At 58.5% G+C, this 21,064-nt stretch carries 13 protein-coding genes; 11 read left to right on the top strand and 2 right to left on the bottom strand.

Going from position 1 to position 21,064, the window contains the following annotated elements:
• Positions 1–123: 123 nt before the first annotated feature.
• Both EC9_RS12240 and EC9_RS12235 read right to left on the bottom strand, forming a co-directional pair.
• The gene (locus tag EC9_RS12240) at positions 124–1,653 is read right to left on the bottom strand and encodes a GumC domain-containing protein (RefSeq protein WP_145345545.1); all 1,530 of its coding nucleotides are present in this window, start codon (positions 1,651–1,653) and stop codon (positions 124–126) included.
• A gap of 128 nt (positions 1,654–1,781) precedes the next feature.
• Positions 1,782–4,046: an O-antigen ligase family protein gene (locus EC9_RS12235; protein ID WP_145345543.1), complete on the bottom strand. Its 2,265-nt coding sequence runs from the start codon at positions 4,044–4,046 to the stop codon at positions 1,782–1,784.
• Positions 4,047–5,049: 1,003 nt separating this feature from the next.
• On the opposite strand from EC9_RS12235, the gene EC9_RS12230 reads away from it, so the two are divergent.
• The 11 genes from EC9_RS12230 (at position 5,050) to EC9_RS12180 (ending at position 21,013) form a co-directional block, all read left to right on the top strand.
• Complete coding sequence (locus tag EC9_RS12230) at positions 5,050–5,916, top strand: exosortase/archaeosortase family protein (RefSeq protein WP_246106094.1); 867 nt, start codon at positions 5,050–5,052, stop codon at positions 5,914–5,916.
• A 249-nt stretch (positions 5,917–6,165) separates the two neighbouring features.
• Positions 6,166–8,436: a polysaccharide biosynthesis tyrosine autokinase gene (locus tag EC9_RS12225; protein ID WP_218934759.1), complete on the top strand. Its 2,271-nt coding sequence runs from the start codon at positions 6,166–6,168 to the stop codon at positions 8,434–8,436.
• 51 nt (positions 8,437–8,487) lie between these two features.
• Positions 8,488–13,203, top strand: a complete 4,716-nt coding sequence (locus tag EC9_RS12220) for a tetratricopeptide repeat protein (RefSeq protein WP_145345540.1) — start codon at positions 8,488–8,490, stop codon at positions 13,201–13,203.
• 729 nt (positions 13,204–13,932) lie between these two features.
• The gene (locus EC9_RS12215; RefSeq protein ID WP_218934758.1) at positions 13,933–14,667 is read left to right on the top strand and encodes an exosortase-associated EpsI family protein; all 735 of its coding nucleotides are present in this window, start codon (positions 13,933–13,935) and stop codon (positions 14,665–14,667) included.
• A gap of 45 nt (positions 14,668–14,712) precedes the next feature.
• Positions 14,713–15,597, top strand: coding sequence for a sugar transferase (locus tag EC9_RS12210; RefSeq protein ID WP_145345536.1), 885 nt, complete (start codon positions 14,713–14,715; stop codon positions 15,595–15,597).
• Between the two features lie 171 nt (positions 15,598–15,768).
• Complete coding sequence (locus EC9_RS12205; protein ID WP_246106093.1) at positions 15,769–16,617, top strand: XrtA system polysaccharide deacetylase; 849 nt, start codon at positions 15,769–15,771, stop codon at positions 16,615–16,617.
• A gap of 38 nt (positions 16,618–16,655) precedes the next feature.
• Positions 16,656–17,969 carry a TIGR03087 family PEP-CTERM/XrtA system glycosyltransferase gene (locus EC9_RS12200; RefSeq protein ID WP_145345532.1) on the top strand — a complete coding sequence of 438 codons (1,314 nt, stop codon included), beginning with the start codon at positions 16,656–16,658 and terminating at the stop codon, positions 17,967–17,969.
• Between the two features lie 20 nt (positions 17,970–17,989).
• A complete protein-coding gene (locus EC9_RS12195; RefSeq protein ID WP_145345530.1) occupies positions 17,990–18,196 on the top strand; it encodes a hypothetical protein in 207 nt (68 codons plus the stop codon).
• Between the two features lie 46 nt (positions 18,197–18,242).
• On the top strand, positions 18,243–19,472 hold the full coding sequence (locus EC9_RS12190) for a glycosyltransferase (RefSeq protein WP_145345528.1): 1,230 nt from the start codon (positions 18,243–18,245) through the stop codon (positions 19,470–19,472).
• A 32-nt stretch (positions 19,473–19,504) separates the two neighbouring features.
• Positions 19,505–20,083, top strand: a complete 579-nt coding sequence (locus tag EC9_RS12185) for an acyltransferase (RefSeq protein WP_145345526.1) — start codon at positions 19,505–19,507, stop codon at positions 20,081–20,083.
• A gap of 327 nt (positions 20,084–20,410) precedes the next feature.
• The gene (locus EC9_RS12180) at positions 20,411–21,013 is read left to right on the top strand and encodes a sugar nucleotide-binding protein (RefSeq protein ID WP_145345524.1); all 603 of its coding nucleotides are present in this window, start codon (positions 20,411–20,413) and stop codon (positions 21,011–21,013) included.
• Positions 21,014–21,064: the final 51 nt, after the last annotated feature.

The raw sequence follows: 21,064 nt of genomic DNA, 5'->3' as shown, positions 1-21,064 counted from the left end.
GCCCTGAGTATAGTAGAAATGGAGGTGTAGGGGGACTGGGAGTGTGGTCGGAATTGCAAGGAATTTGACGCGGCCGACCGGCTACCGGTCAACGCGTCTGATTCAGCCGCTCCATCGCGCCACCTATCCCAAGGCGTCGGATCGATTCTCCTGTGCCGTCACCAGAAACAATCCAGACAACATCAGTCCCGCCAGAACGCCCAGGCCGCCGCCACCGGCAAGATGCATGCCGAGCTTCGGGGCGATTTGCATTCCACGATCGGGCGACTGCACAACGGTGACCACTTTTACCTGCCGGGAAACAAGTTTCGGTACGGCAGCGAGCGTGCGGGTGATCTGATCAGCAGCGAGATATTGCTGACTCAATGCCTGACGCAAGCGCTGCTCCTCCTGCAATACCTGCTGTTGGCCGGCGACGACCGTCGCCGCATCATCGAGCTCGGTTTCAATCGTACTGTACCGAGCGTCGAGGCGTTGGATCTCGACTCGTAGGGCTGCCAACCGGGATGTGATCTTCTGACGCAGCAAATCTCTCTCCTGTATCGCTTCGGCAGGATCGTTCGACGGGGCGTCTCTTTGATCGAAAGGATTGGGTACGGGATCCAGTGATGCGGGAACGACCGGCAATCTCGCAAGTTTTGCCCGCACCGCGGCGATTTGTTTTCGCAACCCTTTCGCCTTGGGATGTTCGGTTCCAACATTCAACAACAGAAGATCCAATTCCTGCTGCAGCGGCACCAATTCGCGTTGCACCTGTTCGGTCAACGCGATGCGTTGCTGACGGACCTGTTCAATCTCCGCTGCACGCTGCTGCGCCTCGGTTTGCTTGGCATCACGTCGATCCATCGCTGAATGTTGGGGCTGGGGCGCAGGGGGGGCCGTGATTTGAAGTACCGCCAAGAGTTCTTGATACGCCGGATCGGGATCTCCGGCGGCCAACAGCAATTCCACCTTCTGCAATTTGGTCACCGCCAACGACCTCTGGCTTGCCACATGTTCCATATCGGCCTGCAGCGACTCGGCTTCCGACGCCGCTCGCGAGATCACGCTTCCGTTGAGAATTGAGGCCTCCGCAGGCAAGGCCAACTTTTCGAGTTGCTGCTCCAATTCCTCGATCCGCTGATTGACGGCCGCGTGGGTTTCAGTGAATTGGGCAAGCGTCTGTTGCCACAATTCCGATCCATCCTCTTTGGAGACGTAGCCGACATACGCCGCGACAACCGACCCGACAATTTCCGCCGCCGCAGAAGGCGTTTCCGCACGCCCCTTGATCGCAAACATCGCTCCTTCGTGGGCGGAACTGTCGATGTAGTCGACCTGCAAATCATGCCGCCGCAGAAAACCAGCGACATCCCCATCCCGCGGATCGATCGCCAGCTTGAGCACAGGTTCGCTCAGGATCACAAGTTGCTCCGCCGCGATTCCAACAACGCTCGACGAACCTGGTGGTTCGGTGGCGGAGGGTCCCGCCTGGGATTCCTCCGTCGCGGGATTGGCAGCTCCGATTCCACGGATCGCAACAACCGCCGTCGATTCAAAGACGGGGAGTTCTCGCACGTAGACAAAATAGGCGGCGCCTAGTCCAAGCGTCGCACCCAGCAAGCTCCAAGCCCCAACGGTCAAGACCTTCGGTGTCGCAGCGGTGTTACTCATAGATCGTTCCTCAAGCTGTCCCATTTACAAATGAAGCGTGATCGTTCTGACCAATTTAAACGCGACCGCCAGCGGAGCACGCGTCTAAAAATCGGATGTATTCGAGAATCGTCATCGCCAGCGTCCGCTCATTCGATGCCGGTGTCCGACGCACCATGGGGAGGCACGACACGAACGGTTTCAAGTCGGTCGACGTGTTGCAGCACACTCGGTGTCCGGCTCCGTAGCATCCGAACCTGTTGGATCAATACCGGCGTGGTCTGCTGGGGATCGACGCTCAACATGTCCAGTTCGATCAAAAGTAGCCGCGGACGGTCGTCCAGAGGACAAAGCGACAGCGCGGCGATCGCGTGCTGTCGGGCCAGTTCCCACTGCGACAACGCTTGAGTTGGCATTAATAAATCGTGCAAGGAGTTTGCCGGATCCGATGCCCGCGTGTAGAACGCTCGCCGCACGGTTCGTGGCGAGACCCAGCGGTTCACCTTGTCCGCCCCCACCACGTTGTTGTCGACTAGATATCTTGCGCCAAGTTGTCGCTGTTGATCGATCAGCAATCGGGCCAACAACAGATGGGCTTCGGAATGATCGGGGGCTTCCATCGAGACGCGTTCGACAGCAGCGATCTTCGCCGCAAGCTGTGGAAAATCCAGCGGGGAATGATTCCGATAAGCGTTGCGCTGCAGGTGGATCTGTTGCACCACGCTTCCGCGCGACAACGCGCCGTTCGCAAACCACAGCCCAACCAATAGAGCCATCAATGCGAGCGGTTCAAGCAACGACGTCCCACCGCGAATCAACGGGATGGTAGCCTTCACGAAGCCCGTTTCTGATTGTCGACGGCCGGTGTCAATTGATTCGGATATTGTCCCAGGACAATCCGCAGTAGTCGCCAGATCGGGCGGACAATGCGTCTCCGCGACACGATTCCCCATCCCAATCAGAGCCCCACTGATACACGCAACACTAAGAAGCAACGATGGCAGCAAGATTCCATAATCAAAGCACTGGCTGACAAACATCGCCGGAAAGACGAACCGTGCAGCAGTCAATAACGCATCGGCAAAGTTCGTCTCGTCCGATTCGATCTCTTCGATTTGGGCCCGTAATTGCCAGCATCTATTCAACAACCACAACAGACACCCGACGATGATCGGCAACAACCAAATCCCACCTTCCAGCAACCATTCGATCGGCATCCCGTCGGCATTGACGAACCATCTCGGGCCGCCCGATTGTTGAAATGGAAGGTACGCAAAGCGATAGGTTCCCAACCCCGCACCGAGAGGAAAGAAGAACCCGATCGCGCTGAACGCGTCGCTCCAGTGATCCATCCGTGGGTCTTCCCAAGCCGTTCCTTGGTACAGCGTTTCCAGGCGAGCGGCGAACATCGCTCGCAGCCCCAAAACTTCAAGCAACCCCAGCGAAGCCGCCAGTACAACGGCGACAAGCAACATCGTGCGCCCTCGCGATGTCCATCGCGGGCGTGATGCAAACACCGCAACCCCACCGGCCAGCACCCCCAGGAAACCACCGCGCGATGCGCTGCCCATCACACCGGCGATGTTTAACAGCAGAATGATCGCCAACAGGAGAAAGACAAAACGTCGGTCGTCCCGTGCCCCGGATCGATCGACGACAGCCTGCCGATCTGGCGGCGCCGCCGCATGGGACGCGGAAGCATGCGGCCGCAAACGCCGGCGGTTCAGCGCCAGCAAGCCGATGGTGCAGCCGATCGCGATGTTTGAATATCCAGCGGCATTGTTGTTGTTGACGAACGGACCAAACGGATCGTCGGCACCAACCGGTGAAATGATCAAACGTTGACGAAGTTCGACAGCTTCGTCGCGCCCCAATCGAATCGCATCCGCCAATCCAAAGAACGAAAACGCACCTCCCGCGATCGCGATCACCGCTAGAAAGACTTTCCCCCAACGCCGGTCGGAAAAGACAAGCGATGCCAACCAACATGCGATGCCAAACGTCGCGGGAACCGCCAAGGCAGTTTTTGTGTAAGTGGATGCAACGCTGACTGTGGACTGGCTTTTGACAATGCCAGCCTCAGCAACAATAGCCTCCGGCAACCACACGCGACCGACTTCAGCCGCCGCTGGCGCCACCCAAACGATGAACGATTGTGGCAACGGAATCGTTTGCGCTAAACCGACAATCCAAACAAAGGCTGCGGCAACGACTATCCAGTTTGTTCGTTTGCGCTCACGCCGGCCGATCGACAAGAAGATGCCCAACGGCGCGAGCGCTAAGATCGCGATGCCGACATGAAACTGCGTACTCAGATAACCACCACCGTGCGCCCAAGCCGAACCGACGATGGTCCCCACAAGGCCCAATGCCACCACCCCCCGGACGGCTTCTCTCCAATCGATGTTTCCCATGGCTCGGCCCACCTTAACTCCCACCGGCTCGATCGACTACCGATCGATTGGTTACCCGTTCACCGATTGCAGCGCAGTGCGATCGGTGGGGTTCCGGTGTGGCTGTCTCGATAGTCCAATCCACGCAATTCATCGGCGGGCATTCTCTTTCAATGGGTTCGCGACCGCGAGGGTTGTTCGACGTAGCGTCCGAAAAATTTCGCTCCAACGGCCCGCTGGGCTAGCAGCCGTAATCCCGTGAAGTCCCATCCACCGTCAACCGGGATGGTTCGGTTGTCCAATCCAAATCGACGCAATCGCGGGATGGTTGGCAGTTCTAAATGAAATGGGGATCGGCCCTGTGGACCGACGTCAGCAACCCAACAACTGCACTCCGAACCGGCCATGCGAGCACGAAAACTTTGCGGGAAACAAAGCCCCCCTAAGCAGATTGCATTGCCGGTCGTATGGAGGTTGTGGAATAAAGGTTGAATTCCGACTTCCAGTTCGTTGACGCCCCCACAGGTACTGTCTAGCATACCTACTCGGGCAGAGCACGACATCCCCCGGACGTCGGGCCACTGCTGGGGCACCTTCCTGGGGTGGATTCGCAGACGATGGCGAATCACGATCTCCCGCAGACTCCCGCCAGCCGTTCGTTCATGTGTTGAACGCAAGGCTGCCGCGGTTGAAATCCAAGCTAAGTGACCGGACAAAGCCGGTCACCCACGAGCACGAAGTCTGCGCCGACAGCCAACGCATCGGATCGCGTAAACTACTTCTACCAAACGCCTTACAGCACTTGGACGTTTTTTTGGGCAGAAATAAACGCCGCGCCGTCACGAGGATCGACAGATCAACCCTGTCGCGCAACCACCCGCAATCCAAGTCGCCCCAACCATCGGGCACAACCCCCGCAGCCAAAGGGAAACGCCACTCCGTCAAGCAGGGTTCCGGTCGCAGGCAACGAGTCAAAGGAGATGCGGCGACACAAATCACCACGCCCCCCACATGGAATTCCCGTGTGTTGTGGGCTTGGACACTGGCCCTGATCGCGGGACTCGGATTTGCCTATTACCCAACGTTCCTATGGCTGGAACAGACATGGCGTAATGAGGCAGATTATTCCCATGGTTACCTAGGTGTTCCGCTCGCAATCGTGTTGTTGTGGCTTCGTTGGGAAAGCTTCCCCGGGATCCGCCGCGGGGTCGATTGGCGCGGTCTGTGGCTGCTGGGGATCGCGATCGCAATGCGTGTCGCCGGGCGATTGGCCTATATGGACTTCATGGATGGTTGGTCGCTTGTCCCGATGGTGGCCGGCGTCGTTTGGTTGCTGTTCGGATGGCAGGCGACGCGTTGGGCCGCTCCCGCAATCCTGTTCCTTGTCGTTTTGGTACCGCTTCCCTACCGAGCCGAAACGATGCTCAGTTGGAAGCTGCAGGGGATGGCAACCCTATTGAGTACGACAATGTTGCGGATCCTTGGACAGCCGGCGATCGCCGAAGGACATACGCTTTGGATCGGCGAATCGCATTTTATGATTGAACAAGCTTGCTCGGGACTACGAATTTTTGTCGGCGTCTTTGCGATCGCGTACTTCTGGGCCGTAACCGCCAACCGCAGCTGGATCGATCGTGTTGTCCTGATGTTGGCCGCCGCCCCGATGGCGATCTTGGTGAACGCGTTGCGGATCACGATCACTTGTATTCTCTACCAGTGGTTTGAATCCCCCGCGGCGCACAAAACGATCCACGATTCGATGGGCTACCTGATGATCCCGGCCGCCGCACTTTTGATGTGGCTGGTCAACGTCTACTGGCAGCGGTTGTATCGTCCCGTCGAGGTCTACAATCCATCCGAACGTCTGCAGAAAACGGTTCAGAGTGTCTAGAGCGATGCGCACCACGCATTCCACCGCACAAGACTACCAATCCGCTCGAGCTCACTTGGCTGCAGCGTTCCGCATCACCACCTTCCATCAAAGATCGACGCCGTTGCTCGCTGGCCCGCAAACTCCGGTTTCGGCATGGCGAGCGTTCGCAGCGACGACCGGCAGTGCTCGATTGTCGCGTGCGGCATCGATCGAACATCTTCTCTTCCAAATCTGGCTTTCGTAGCGTTTCGTCGTAGGAAATTGACAATGCAAAAAACGCCCACTTCATCGCCTCAGGCGGCTTCGCAATTCCGTAACCATGCTCGGCCGCCGGTCCGCGCAGCTCACGGTGCACCGAGCGGATCGACCGATCTCGATCCCAAGTTGCTGTGGGTCACCATCCGGCATTGTTGGATCTGGGCCACCCCGATCGGACTCGCGCTTGCCGCCGCGGCGGCGTTTGCTGTCTTCAGCGGATTTGTGCCGGTCTACAAAGCGTCGCATCTACTGGAAGTCAATCAAGATTTTGTTGTGTTTAAAGGCATCATGCCAACGCCGCGAAACCTTGTCGCCAGCGAACGTCCGTTGGTGCTCAACGCACTGGTGCTCGAAGAAGTCAAAAACGACCCCGAGGTTCAAGCATTTTATGGATCGGAGACACCGTTGAACGTCGGGCAACTGCGCAGTAGCGTCGGCTTGTCGAATGCTGGCTCTTCCACGTTGTTGTCGATTCAATTCGAACATGAAGATCCCGTCGCCGCCGCGACGATCTGCAACAAAATCACCCACTCCTTCCTTTCGATTCGCGACCGCTTGGACAACGATCGCGTTTCGAATTTGGAGAGTTGGCTGACGCCGTCGATCGATCAATGGAAAAACGAAGTCCATGTACATGGTGAACGAGTGCGAGATCTAAGCAAGGTGGTGATCGGATACGATCCCACCCATCGCGTGGAAGGACTCGAAAACGATCTCTCGGTCCTCGCGGGGCTTCGAACCGACCTTTCAAACATGATCGTCGAAGAATCGATTCTCGAAGCAAAAGTCGCGATGAACGCGGCGATGGGGGAAGAATCGGCAAACACCGATCTGGATCGGTCGAAGGTTCGGACGCCCTATCCCGAAGAGATCGACCAGTATGTAGAGGCCGATCCAAGCGTCGTCACGAACCGAAAGTTGCTCGCCGAACGGGAATCACGGGTCCGGAACCTCGAGGATCGCGGCCTGGCACCGCTGCGACAGGAGTATCACAAAGAGCTGAAAGAGAAAGCGGCGGAACAACAACGCGAACTCGACAACGCCGTGGCTGCGGCGCGCCAGCGCGCCCCCGAAGCGATCACCGAACGATTGCGCCGGACCGCCGAGCGAACCTATAAGGAAAGCCTTGCCGAGAGAAAAGCGGCCTCGTTTGCACAACGCGAATCGATCAATCAACAGCTCGTCGATCTGAAAGCGCGACGCGCGATCATTCAACAGGAATACGATATCGAGAAATCGCGTCTGGAACAGCGTGGCGGCAAAGCAGCGGACCTGCGATTCGCGACCGAAGATCGTGAGATCGCCGCGGGGATCCTGGGCCAACTGAATCAAAGATTGGCGGCAATTCGCACCGAACGTCGTCGCGGCAGCGGATTGCACACCCTTGCCGAGGCCACTCCGCCGCTAGCCCCCGTCGAACCGATGCCGACGAAAAAGATGATCGTCGCTGCCGGGGGAGCCTTCGCGATTCCGTTTTTCCTTGGCCTGTTGTGGGAACTTCGATCGCAGAAGATCTGCGATTCGGCCAAACTGGAATCCAAGCTGATGGCACCGATCATGGGCGAGGTGGCTAAGCTGCCGCCGAAGTTCGGTTCTCGCAAAGGACGACGCGTCTTCGAGGAAAGCATCGATACCCTGCGCGCCAATCTGTTGCTGTCGAAAGAGACGAGCGGCGTACGCACGTTGACGATCGCCAGCAGCATGTCGGGTGAAGGCAAAAGTAGCGTCGCATCCCAGTTGGCGATCTCTGTCGCCAAAGCCTCGGGGAAGACCGTTTTGCTGATCGATGGCGATCTTCGCAGCCCCGACCAACACGCGATTTTTGGCCTCGATCTCGGCCCCGGTTTGTCGAAGGTCCTCTCGGGCGATATCGAATTGAAAGACGCAGTCGACACAAGTCTCGGCGAACTGGTGCATGTGCTACCCGCCGGGAAGATGCATCAGAGTCCGCATCGTTTGGTTAGCGCATCGTCGATCCGCGATCTCTTGGATCAAGCACTCGAAAAGTACAGCTTTGTCATCTTCGACACCGCCCCCGTCTTGGCGGCCGGGGAGACGTTGGCGATCGCCTCGGAAACCGATGCGACGTTGGTATGCGTGATGCGTGACGTCAGCCGCACCGATTCGGTGGTCCGGAGTAGCCGTCGCTTGGAAGCCTCAGGGGCCAACGTCGCCGGAACCGTCTTCAGCGGAGTGCCCAGCAGCCAGTATGCCTATCGGTATGGCGATTACCGCTACTTCACTGCTCGCCCTGAACCGCAGACGATCGAAAACGCCTAACCAATCGCGTTGTTGTTATCCCCAGCGTTGCTCGCTCGTCCATCACTAAATATGAACTCCGCAACCATCGAATCGACTCAAAAACGAAACGAACGAAGTGTTCGTTGGGAAGTAGATCTGCGATTTCTGGCAAAGACCCTGGTCGTCGCTGCGGTTGCCGCGGCGATCTGCGGCGGGATCTATTGGGTGAGATCGAGCAAGCTGTCCGAATCGATTCAAGCGAAAGCGGATACGGCAGCCGAATCGCAGGATTGGGACCAACAAATCCGTTGGCTCGAACAGTTGCGGATCCTTCAACCGTCCGACACGCAGCTTGCGATCCAGCTGGCACGCGCTGCCGACAAATCAGCCGATTCGAACGATCTGGAACCCGTCGAACGCCGTTCTCGCAACGATCGCGCCATCCGCCATCTGCGAAGCGCTGTCATCGCATTGGACGAATCGCCGGGAGAAGAGCGGACCGTTTTGGAACGGAAGTTGATCGCTCGCCTGTTGCAATATGGCCCGCGTTATGTCAACGAGACGCAAAATCGGATCATCGAACTATCCGCGCCGCAGGATGATCCGGAGATGCTTCTCGGGCTGGCGCAAACCCGGTTGATGCTGTCCCAAGGACAAGCCGGCAAGGTGAAACTGGATCCGGATAAATTCAATCGCGAAACCGGATTCTGGCAATGGCTCGCGCAACAACCTTTGGGTTCGGTCGTCTATACGGCTTGGACAGCGAACCGCGACGAGATCTCGCTCGCTGCGGCTCTCCTGGAACTATGCACCACCAAACCCGAAGGTGCGTTTGCGGAAGCCGACGGAAGCGAAAAGCCGAAGCAGATCGGCGACGAAGTCCTCGCCAATTTGAGCCAAAAGCGAGACGATGGACACGCGATCTGGACCGTCTACAGCCATCTGCAATCGACGCAGCCCGACCAGGCAGCGAAACTGTTGGCCGAAGCGGACGATGCTGCGTTGCAACGCCTGAAGTCGCTCGCGGCAGAAAACGAGAATGAACCGACGCAATCCGACCTTTCCCGCAATCCGTTTTGGGACTTCCAAATCGTCTATCAAGCGGCAGCCGCCAAACTGCGAGACGATCCAACCCCAGAAACGCGATCGGGCGCCGCAGAAACTCTGGACGCTCTGATTGCATTGGAATCGTTGCCCGTCGCACCTCAAGCGATCGAAGCTGTCTATTTGACGCGAGGCCAATTGTTCTGGGATGCCCAGCAGCGTGAGAAGGCGTGGGAATTGTGGAGCGCTGGAATCGAGCGACTGGAAGACGCATCTTTGGACCTCCATGTCGCCCAGGCGAGAACCAGCGTCGCCGCCGGCACCGTCGCCGACGCACAGCAAGCCGTTGACAAATTGGCCGCAATCACCAACCGGCTCACCCTAGCGTTATCGGGATCAACTGGCACCACACTCTCGGCCGGGCAACGCAAAGACCGCGAGAACGCCCTCGATGCAGCTCGTTGGGTCGCGATCTATCTCAACGGCCAATTGGCGTTGCGACAAAAACAGACAGTCAATGCGATCGCGTACCTGAAGAAGGCTGTCGATTCCCAAGCCCCCGCAGCGGCCAACGATCGCGTTGGCGCATTAGCTCTGCTCGGTTCGGCATACGAACAGGCCAAATCGTGGGATCTCGCCGCCGCCGCATTTGAACAGGCGAGCAATCAGATGCCCGCCGTGATGCAGTACCGAGTCGCCGCAGCCCGAGCGTGGGGCAAGGCAGGCAACAGCGATCGATCGATCGATCAATGGCGCGGCACCAATGTCAATTCGGCTGCGATCTTGCTGGAACAGGCCCAGGCGATGATTCGCCAACAAACAAAACGAACCGCCAGCGAACGCGACTACGGTGCCTCGATGAAAACGCTGGAAAAGGCGAAACTTGCCATCAACAAGATGGATGACGATCAGCCCGAAGAACGACGTAGGTTGACGGTCCAGATGGAAATTCTGGCACTGGCAATGCCGGCCGCAGAGGATGGATCGCACAAGCTGGAGCCGCAGGAGCGGTTGGAGCAATTGCTGAAACAATATCCTGACAGCCCCGAACTGCAATCGGTAGCGGTGATCAGTCTCGCGTCATCCAACAATCTGCAGCAATCGCGGCAGCATCTCGACGATCTGGGCCGATTGGCAGGCGAAGACTCACTCCTCTTCTGCCAAACCAAAGCCTCCGTCTTGGCGATGCAAGGGAAAGCGGAACTCGCGATCGAAACCTTGACTCAGCACGCATCCAAAACGCCAACTGACGCGGTGACATGCCTGACCCAAGGAGCGGATATCGCGTTGTCAAATTCGCTGCAGCAACGCGGGTTCGATCTACTGCGTCGCGTCGTTGCGATTGCACCCACCCCCGACCTAATCTATCGCTTGCACAGCCTCGCGCTCTCCCAACCGCCATCGGATACGGCCGATGCGACAACCGAAACGCCGTCGGACGACGCACAGCGATCGGCCGAGCACTGGGAAAACATGCTCCGCGACGATGAAGGGAGTTCCGGGGCTTGGTGGCGACTTGCCGTTGCATCGCGCCTGTTGCACGAATATGATCGCGCAAAACCGAATGATCCGCAGCGCGACGCGCTGTTGAAGCAAGCGAATCAATTGCAACGGGAAATCGCGGTGCTGCGTCCTCGCTGGGCACTGGGAATTAGTCTCGAAGGGTTGATCGCCGCCCGAAATGGCGAAACGATTCGAGCGATCGACGCCTTGCGTCGCGGCATTGATGGCGGAGACCAACGCGTTTCGAGCCTGCTGCTGTTGGTATCGCAATTGACGACAGCGAATCGAATCGACGAAGCGGAAGCTGCGTTTCAAGGTTTTGAACGGTTGAAGAAAGCGAATTCGACCGTCGCCCAACTCGCGATTGCAATCGCCGAGATGAAGGGAGACTTTCGGCAGGGACTCGACCTCGCCCGCGCCAGCGCCGAACGGAACCCTCGCGAAACGAAGACCTGGCTGTTGTTGGCCCAAACCGCGTCGGCCGCGGCCAAATCGACAGACGAACCGCAAGCCCGCAAAGCGTTGATCGCCGAAGCGAGCGAAGCCTTGGATCGCGCACTGGTTGAATCGGGGGACAGCAGCCTCGCGGTCTATCAATTGCGTGTTCAATTCCAGAACGCCTTTTTTGGTACTCCGGAAGTGACCCGCGAACTCCAACAAGCTGCCAACAGTAAGATCACCGAACCAACGCGGTCGCTGTTCGTCGGACTCACCTATCTAAAATTGAACGATCTACCAGCGGCGTTTGCGGCGCTGACCAAAGCGTACCGGATCAAACCGGAAAGCCCCGAATGTCTGATCGCGTTGTCAGATTACTACAAGGCGGCGAAGAACGACGCCAAATCGATCGAGATGCTGGAAACCGCCCTTCAATTTCGCCCCGACCACGTCGAGGTCCGCAACCGCTTGGCGCTTGCGATCGCGTTGCGGGATGGCGGCGAGGTCCCTTGGAAACGGCTCGACGCTTTGTTGGGATCCGAGCAAACGCTATCGGCCAAAAACAAACTGTTGCACGCGTTGATCTTGATCAACCGCGGCGACGAACAACGCCAACAGCAGGCGGACAAGATCTTGCGAGATGTCATTCGCAACGACAAAGATAATCACGACGACGCCGTCCGCATGCTCGCCGCGTTGGAACGCCGGCGTTGGGCGATCGCGACCGAATCGGGCGACACGCGGCAAGCGTCCCGTCCCTTTGCCGAATCGCGGCGTCTGTACACGATCCTCGTTCGGCGAACCGACCCGTTGCCGTTGGACATCTATCGCTTTGCCGACCTTTTGCTCGCCGCCGAACAGACATCCGAAATCGATGCGTTGGCCGATCAATTGGACAAGATGGCCGATGGCGGGGCGATGGCGCTCGACATCCGTTTGCGTTTGGCTCGGCATCAGGGAGACGAGAAAAAGGCCGCCCAACTGGCAGCCTCTTGGACACAGCAGATGATCGGATCCGAAGGGACGCCGCAAGCGAGCGCCTGGGAAACCGCCGGCCGCACGCTGTCGCGACTCGGCTTCCACGAACAAGCCCTCGACTGGCTGCAACAAGCGTTTGAGGAAGATCCCAAATACCTCCGCCCCTACGTGATCGCGTTGGCCCGGGGACGCAAGTTCGATATCGCCTTGGACGTCTGCCAAACGGAATTCGAAAAGACGATGCGTGGCGAAACGTTGGCCTTGATCGCCGATCTGATCGTTCTCAGCGGCAACACGGTCACCGTGCCGATCGAGATCGAAGGCTATCTGGACGATGCGATCCATCGCTACAAATCGGTCGCCCCGGTGATGGAATCGGTCGCCACGTTGCGTCTGTCGCAACAGCGTTATGCCGAAGCCGTCGCCCTGTACGAACGCGCTGAAAAATTGGCGCCTCAAAATGTACGCATCCTGAACAACTTGGCGATGGCGTTGTCGGAGGTGCAAGGCCGCTTTGGCGACGCCCTGCCCCGAATTCGCAAAGCGATCGATCTCTACGGACGATCCCCCGAACTGCTCGATACGCTCGGACTCGTCCTGCTGCGAAACGATCAAATCGACGAGGCGGTTGTTACGCTTCGCGAAGCGACGGGGTCGTCGCCGGAACCACACTACCGGTTTCACCTTGTGATGGCGTTGTTGCGTTCGGGAGACCGCGTCGCTGCGCGAGCGCAATGGGCCCAGTTGGATATTCGCGCGATCAAATCGGCGGTGCTGACGCCCGCCGAAACGCGCGATTTGGAAGCGATTCAAGAGGAGTTTGGGCGACGGAAAGCTTCCTGATCGCCAACGCCAATGGACGCCCCGATCTCGCGCTGAGATGCGGACCACGTCTTTAGACACCTTGTTTCGCCCCAATCCCCAGGGCGATTCGAGCCCCGCCGCGATGGAGCTCTTGGAATTTCCTTGCCCCAAACGATCCCAGTGCTTCATCCACATTTGAATTCAGGGTAGTGGACGAGGTCACGAGTCCTTTTCGCGCCAGAGACTACCGGGCCTCGTGACCTCCTGTTGATTACCCACAAGTATCCCCAAAAGGCTGTGATTTAATGGGTTGCCGCACTCGAACTTCGTGAGCGGCAAGGCGCTAGCCGCCGGTTTTTCCCTCATGAATGCATTGGGTTCTGAACCGGCGGCTAGCGCCTCGCCGCTCATTTGAAAATTCCGTACCGGCGGCTAGCGCCTCGCCGCTCATTTGAAAAGAACCACAGCCTCGAAGGGATTGGGGCAATTAGCCGAAGGTAAGCGCAAACGCCACCTACGGTTCCTAAATCGATCGCCTCGCTGACCGCGAAGGCGGGCACAGAATCCTATGCAGGTCCGCTGCGACCGCCTGCGGGGTCGAAACGTCGCGTCTCGCTACATCCCGGTGGTATCGCGTACGCTCAGCCACCGGCTATTGGCTGCCGGCGTCTGAAACGTAGTTGCGACTTTCGGTTAATCAACAGCTCGTGACCTCGTCCACTAACATCCGTCCTAACATCAAAGTTTGACAAACCACTAGTCTGCATGATGTCGAACCCCATAAATCAAACCACCGATCGGGCGCCGATTGCCGCCAGCGATGACAGTCCCAGCGGGCAAAAGGCCCAATCCCAACCGATGCGGTCCCGAACCGTTGCGTTGGTCGCCTGCCTGTCGCTGATTCTCCTGTCCGGTTTCTTCCACGGCGTCTTGGACGGCCGTTGGCAACCACAAACCGACCTGCAAAAGATCGGGGATCAATTGCAGGATCTACCGACAACCTGCGGCCAATGGGACCGGATCTCCGAGTCGCAGCTCGATCCACAAGCTCAACAGATCTTGCAGTGCTACGGATCGTTGGTTCACGAGTATCGCAATCGGTCGACCGATCAACGCGTCACGGTTGCCGTCATGTTTGGGCCTCGTGGACCGATCGCCGTCCACACCCCTGAGGTCTGCTACAGCAGCCAGGGGACCGAACCGGCGGGGGAACGCGTCGCGGAGATTGTCGACAACGACCGCCCTAACGATCGACTGTGGCGGGTCCAGTTCCGCCAAACCACCGAGGAACAACCGCACCTGGAGGTGTGGTACGGATGGAGCGATGGAACGCAGTGGTACGCCGCCGAGTACCCGCGTGTCTGGATGACCGACCGATTGTACAAGATCCAGGTCGCCGGACCGCCCCCGGAAATGGGACAAGAACCCGGCGTACAAGACTTCCTCCGCAGCTTCCTTCCGGAGCTCGATGCGCACGCCTTGGCATCGTCGGAAAGCCAATGATCGACTACCTTTGTTTGACCTACCTCTTTGATACAGGCGATTGGCATGCTGACAATTGAAGATCTGTTGCCAGAAGCGGCGTATGCAAATCAAGAAGATAGCAGCCCGCCGCTGGCGCTGCCGCGGCGTCATCGCCGCTATCGCTACTTCGTCCGCAAAAACCGCTTGGAGCGAATTGTGGGAACCGGATTGTTGGTGATAACAGCTCCGGTGATTGGCATCTGTTGGGCGATCGTCCGGCTGACCTCCAAGGGCCCCGGCATCTTCCGGCAGAAACGCGTCGGGCGCGGCGGCGATCTCTTTTGGGTCTACAAGCTGCGGACGATGCGGATCGACGCCGAAGCCAATGGCCCCCAATGGTCTTCCGGGCGCGACCCGCGGATCACATCGGTCGGCCATGTGTTGCGAAAACTGCATTTGGACGAATTGCCGCAATTGGTCAACGTGATGCGCGGCGAGATGGCTTTGGTGGGTCCCCGCCCCGAACGCCCCGAATTTGTCGATTTCCTGCGTGAAGAGATCGCTGGATACGAACGACGGCTTATCGTCCGCCCCGGTATTACGGGATTGGCCCAGATCAATCTTCCTCCCGACAGCGATCTGCGCAGCGTCGAACGCAAGCAAACGCTCGATTTGGAGCACATCGATCACGCAAACGCCTGGCTCGACCTGAGGATGATCCTATTGACGGCGCTGCGTGTCTGCTTTCTCCGCGGTCAATGGTTGACCTATTGCATGGGGCTCGACCGCTCCGATCGGTTGAAACACCTGCCCGCAACAAACGCCAACAGCCCCACCGTTTCGTTGCAAGAACTATTGGAAACGTCGCAGCGACGCAAAGAATGGGCCGCTACCAGCGCCGACGTCGCTTGGGAACAGTCGGTCGCGCGGATCGATCCCGCGTCGCCGATCGCGGTTCGCCCTCGTTAACAACCGGATTGCACGTTGCCGTTTGATTCGGCGGCATCCTCCCTTGCACGTCATCATGCGGCTTAATCCAATCGCTCTTCCCGAACGCGGAAAGGGCACATTCCCGAAAATGAATCGCCCCCTGCGAACACCTTCTGCTTCGGCAGCTGCATCCAACGCCGCATTTCCATCTTGAATCCAAACATTCTGACAGTTGACGTCGAAGACTATTTTCAAGTCTCGGGGTTCGAACATCGCATCAAGCGGAGCGAATGGGAAGCGTTGCCCAGTCGCGTCGAAGCGAATACCGATCGGCTGCTGCAGCTGTTCGATGACTGCAACGTGCGGGGAACCTTCTTCGTTCTCGGTTGGGTCGCCCATCGCCATCCCGAACTCCTCCGTCGAATTGCCGCGGCGGGACATGAACTCGCCTCCCACGGCTACTGGCATCAATTGGTCTACAACCTCACGCCGCAACAGTTTCGCGACGACATTCGCGACAGCCGATCGGCGATCTCCGACGCCACGGGGAAGCGGGTCGACGCCTACCGCGCCCCCAGTTTTTCGATAACATCCAAATCGATGTGGGCCTTTGAGATCTTGGTCGAAGAGGGTTTTACTGTCGACAGCAGCGTCTTCCCCATCCGCCACGATCGCTACGGTGTTCCCGATGCCCAACACGAGATCCACCACCGCGAGACAGCCGCTGGGACGATCGTCGAGATCCCACCGTCGGTCGCGCTGCTGGGGCCGCTAAAGATCCCCGTCGGCGGCGGATATTTTCGCATGTTCCCGGTTGCCATGACGATGTACGCCATGCGCTCGATCCACAGCGGTCAGAACCCTTCGATGCTGTATCTGCATCCGTGGGAGGTCGATCCGGAACAACCGCGAATCGCGGGTGTTGGACTGCGCAGCCGATTCCGCCACTACGTCGGTCTCCGCCGCACCGAGCGACGACTGAAACAGGTCTTAAACGAATTCCGCTTCGCCCCGGTCTGCGACGTCCTGCAGCGTTGGAACGATAACGCACTCGCATAAGTTGTTCGCATGATGAATTGTCAAAACGCCCTAAAACGATGAACGCGCTCGGATTCGAAAACAGACCGGCCTCCGATTCCGACATGGAGATCCCGACAGCACAGACGCCGCGTCGCCGGATCTTGATGTTAACCCATCGAGTGCCCTTTCCGCCCGATCGCGGCGATCGAATTCGATCGTGGAATATTCTGCAGCATCTATCGAAACAGTACGACGTCTCGTTGGCCTGCGTCTCCGACGAACCGATCTGCCCCACCGCCCGCCTGCGTCTCGAATCGGTCTGCGAGCGGATTGCGATCGCGCCGTTGGGGAAACGGACCCAGTGGTTGCGAGCTGGTGCGTCGGCCGTCCGCGGCGACGCCCTCACCGAAGGGCTCTTCTGGTCGGCGGCGTTGGCGAAAACCGTCGATCGTTGGGCCGACAGCGATCCGTTTGATTCCGTTTTTGTTTACTGCAGCGGCATGCTTCGGTACGCCCGATCCCGTCCGCTGTGCAAGCTGCCCAAAGTTGTCGATTTGGTCGATGTCGACAGCCAGAAATTCCACGCCTACGCCGACAGAGCCAACTTTTGGAAACGTGTGATCTACCGGACCGAAGCTCGACGTGTCGGGCGGCTGGAACGGGAAGCTGTCCGCACGGCGCAAGCGGTCACGCTGGTCAGCGATGCCGAAGCGGAGCTGTTGCGAACCAGCCTCGGTGCCGGTGCGCACGCGATCCACGGCGTTCCCAACGGAGTCGACACCGCGTACTTCAACCCGCAGCCCTCCGACGCCGCTGCGGTCGATCCCGATCGGAGTGGCGACGAGCGTCCAAAGCTCGCTTTTGTCGGCGTGATGAACTATCCGCCCAACGTCGCGGCTGTCGAATGGTTTCTGGAAAATGTGTGGAGCGGTTTGCGACGCGAGATCCTGGAAATCAGCTTCGATATCATCGGCAAACATCCTAGCCCCGCCGTCCGAAAGCTCGCCCAATTGCCTGGGGTTCAAGTGACCGGGGCGGTCCCCGACGTTCGACCCTACCTGCGCTCGTCCGATATCGTGATCGCTCCGTTGTTAATAGCCCGCGGAATCCAAAACAAGGTTCTCGAAGCGATGGCGATGGGCAAACCGGTTGTCGCGTCCGCTCAAGCAGCGACCGGAATCGACGCCGTCGATGGACAGCACCTGCGGATCGCCGAGTCGGCCGACCAGTGGGTTCAACACATTGTCGACCTTTGTCGCGATCAACCGCAGCGCCAGCGAATTGCCCACGACGCCCGGCAACTCGTCTGCCAACGCTACACATGGCCCGCCACACTGACTGGATTCGATAGCTTATTGCTGTCGCGCCGGTCAGTGACAAACGTATCATGACACGGTCCCAACAAAACGCTATGGCGGACCATGACAGTAGCGGCCGTTCGCTAGCGTTGGTTAGTTGCTTGATCGATGGAATCGATCACCACCTGTTGCCGTTTGGTATTTACTTGATCGATGGAATCGATAGCCACCTGCCAGCTCCTCGCAGAGGATCGGGCATCCAACCTCAGCGTTCCGCTTGGAACGCCACGCCGCTCTTCATCCCACCGCGCCTGATCTAGGCAATCCAACCCCCGAAAGAAACGACGCTCGCGTCCCTGCGTCCAAATGTCCCTCGCCACCTCCCGTTCAACAACTTCCACCCAACAAACGACGGCCGTCGATCGTCCGCCAGAGGCGCCGCTCCGCGTCGGTTTTGTGATGCATGTGATGCAGGTGGCGGGTGCGGAGGTGTTGGTGAAACAAATCATCGAGCGTCTGGCAGACAAGATCGAACCGACAGTCTTTTGTCTCGACGCGTTGGGAGAACTGGGGCAACAGCTGCGCGATGCGGGCGTCCCCGTCGTCGTCTTGGATCGCCAACCGGGGCTCGATCGCAACGTTCCCCGACGACTGGCTGCGGAAGTTCGCAGCCGCGGCATCGAGCTCCTGCACGCCCATCAATACACCCCATTTTTCTACTCCGCCCTGGCCCGACTGCTGCACCGCGCGCCGGTCAAGATCCTGTTCACCGAACATGGGCGGCACTACCCCGATATCGTCTCGCCCAAGCGGCGTTGGGCGAACCGGTTGCTGTTGCAACGCTACGCCGATCGAACGACAGCCTGTTGTGAATTCAGCACCCGCGCGCTGCAACAGATCGAAGGGTTTCCAGCCGCCTTCACGTTGGCCAATGGAGTAGACCTCGAACAGCTGCCGCCGCGTGGCGACGCTGCAACACAAGCCGACCTGCGGCGTCGATTGGGGCTCGACCTCGATCGCCCCTACGCCGCCTGTATCGCCAGGTTTCATCCCGTCAAAGATCACGCCACCCTGATTCGCGGCTGGTATCAACTGCATCAACAACTGCCCGATGCTCGGTTGCTGTTGGTCGGCGACGGTCCCCAGCGCGAAGCAATCGAATCGCTCGTCGATCAACTCGCCCAATCTAACTCCCCTTCGCCAACCTTCCCCGATTCGATCGAATTTTGGGGGATTCGCTCCGATGTGGCCGACATTCTTCGCGCCGTCGATTTGTTTACGCTGACAAGTGTCAGCGAAGCGGCCTCGTTGACGCTGTTGGAAGCGATGGCCAGCCAGTGCCCCGCGGTCGTGACCGATGTCGGTGGCAATGGCGAACATGTAGGGGACGGCGTGGAGGGATTCCTCGTCCCGCGAGGCGATCACGAAGCGTTGGCCGGCCGCTTCCAGAACCTGCTCAGCGACCCGGTCAAGTCGCAAGCGATGGGGGAGATGGCGAGAGCCCGCGTTGTGAAGAAATTCGACCTGCAGCAGACGATCGCCGCCTACTACCGGCACTACCAAGCGCTCGCCCCCGTCGAAGTCGCCCAACGCTAGCGAAACCACTCGTATTGCACCACCTTGACGCATTGAAACCAGCAATCAAAGCAACGTGCCGCGGACTCGCAACCCTGATCATCCTGCCCCTTGGGCTCACGCACGGGATCTTGGGACGGATTGCCGGCCGCGATGGATCGTTGGAGACGCACACCCAGTTGTTGGCGTGGCTTCCGGGGACGCTGGGCAGTTATCTGCGCGTCGCTTTTTGCCGGATGGCCTTGGAACATTGCGCCCCCACAGCAACTATAGGTTTTGGCACCCTGCTATCGAAAGTCGGGGCGCGGATCGAAGCGAACGTCTACATCGGCCCGCGATGCATGCTCGGCTTGGTGACGCTGCAGCAGGACGTGCTGTTGGGCCCCGCAGTGCAAATCCCCAGCGGACCGCAGACCCATGGAACGACAAGACTCGACATCCCGATCCGCTTGCAACCGGGCAAACAAGCGCGAGTAACAGTCGGCCGCGACAGCTGGATCGGCGCCGGAGCGATCGTCCTGGCCGACATCGGCGAACAGACGATCGTTGGAGCCGGCAGCATCGTCACCAAACCGACAGCATCACGAGTGATTGTTGTAGGAAACGCAGCGAACCCACTATCCGGCCGCTAATCCGCAACTAATCTAACCCCTGGACCTGCAACCAACTTGCAAACACTTGCCTAGGTAGACTCACCGTCACCCACAGGAACGAAGTCCGCGCGAATCTTGGCAACCGCTTGATCCATTTACAATGCGCATTCTACAACGTTTTTTCAGTCACCGTTCAAGTCGATGGCCCACGACTCAGGGCAAATCAGTGTTTGAGTCTGGGGATTGTTGGGAACCCGACGCGTAAGCGAGGAAGCATGCAAATTCCTCGCTTACGCGTCGGGTTTCCATTTCCACGGACGCTTCAGTTTGAAACACTTAATAACCCTGGCCCACGACTAACACATCATGCACATCGCACTCATTGGAGCGACCGGATACGTCGGCGGAGAATTTGCCCGCCAAATCGAAACCCGTGGTTACCGCCTGACGACAATCGGTAGATCCAACTGCGACATCTATTCGGTCGACTCGCTATCCAAACGACTCACGGACGTAGCACCCGACGCAGTCATCAACTGCGCCGGCTACACAGGGAAACCGAATGTGGATGCCTGTGAACTCGACAAGATGAATTGTCTATCGGGCAACGCCGTGCTTCCGGGTGTGATTCGAGAAGCGTGTGAGTCGTTGGGGATCCCTTGGGGACACGTCTCATCGGGATGCATCTTTACTGGGACACGAGATGATGGAGCTGGATTTACCGAATCGGATACTCCCAATTTTTCGTATCGTCAGAACAATTGCAGCTGGTATTCGGGTATCAAGGCGTTGGGCGTGGAAATCCTGACGGAGGCCCAGAAGTGCTGCATCTGGCGATTGCGAATTCCGTTTTCGAATTTCGATTCGCCGCGCAACTATCTGTCCAAGGTGCAACGTTACGAAAACCTGTTGGAATCTGAAAACAGCCGATACCTCGGTCGAATTGAAAACGCTCCAGAGAACGATTGACTCTAGCGGTCCACCGGGCCCCTAGCAAACCATCGCTCGACCCCAATTCGA

Origin of the sequence: Rosistilla ulvae (assembly GCF_007741475.1) — a bacterium.
Classification (GTDB): domain Bacteria; phylum Planctomycetota; class Planctomycetia; order Pirellulales; family Pirellulaceae; genus Rosistilla; species Rosistilla ulvae.
This window is presented reverse-complemented; position numbering and strand designations above follow the sequence as displayed.

What these genes read in the sequence shown, in the direction of transcription:
- EC9_RS12215 (WP_218934758.1), top strand. Translation starts at nt 13,933, where the DNA reads ATGTCGAACCCCATAAATCAAACCACCGATCGGGCGCCGATTGCCGCC.
- EC9_RS12240 (WP_145345545.1), bottom strand. Translation starts at nt 1,653, where the DNA reads ATGAGTAACACCGCTGCGACACCGAAGGTCTTGACCGTTGGGGCTTGG.
- EC9_RS12180 (WP_145345524.1), top strand. Translation starts at nt 20,411, where the DNA reads ATGCACATCGCACTCATTGGAGCGACCGGATACGTCGGCGGAGAATTT.
- EC9_RS12220 (WP_145345540.1), top strand. Translation starts at nt 8,488, where the DNA reads ATGAACTCCGCAACCATCGAATCGACTCAAAAACGAAACGAACGAAGT.
- EC9_RS12200 (WP_145345532.1), top strand. Translation starts at nt 16,656, where the DNA reads ATGAACGCGCTCGGATTCGAAAACAGACCGGCCTCCGATTCCGACATG.
- EC9_RS12225 (WP_218934759.1), top strand. Translation starts at nt 6,166, where the DNA reads ATGCAAAAAACGCCCACTTCATCGCCTCAGGCGGCTTCGCAATTCCGT.
- EC9_RS12210 (WP_145345536.1), top strand. Translation starts at nt 14,713, where the DNA reads ATGCTGACAATTGAAGATCTGTTGCCAGAAGCGGCGTATGCAAATCAA.
- EC9_RS12190 (WP_145345528.1), top strand. Translation starts at nt 18,243, where the DNA reads ATGTCCCTCGCCACCTCCCGTTCAACAACTTCCACCCAACAAACGACG.
- EC9_RS12235 (WP_145345543.1), bottom strand. Translation starts at nt 4,046, where the DNA reads ATGGGAAACATCGATTGGAGAGAAGCCGTCCGGGGGGTGGTGGCATTG.
- EC9_RS12195 (WP_145345530.1), top strand. Translation starts at nt 17,990, where the DNA reads ATGGCGGACCATGACAGTAGCGGCCGTTCGCTAGCGTTGGTTAGTTGC.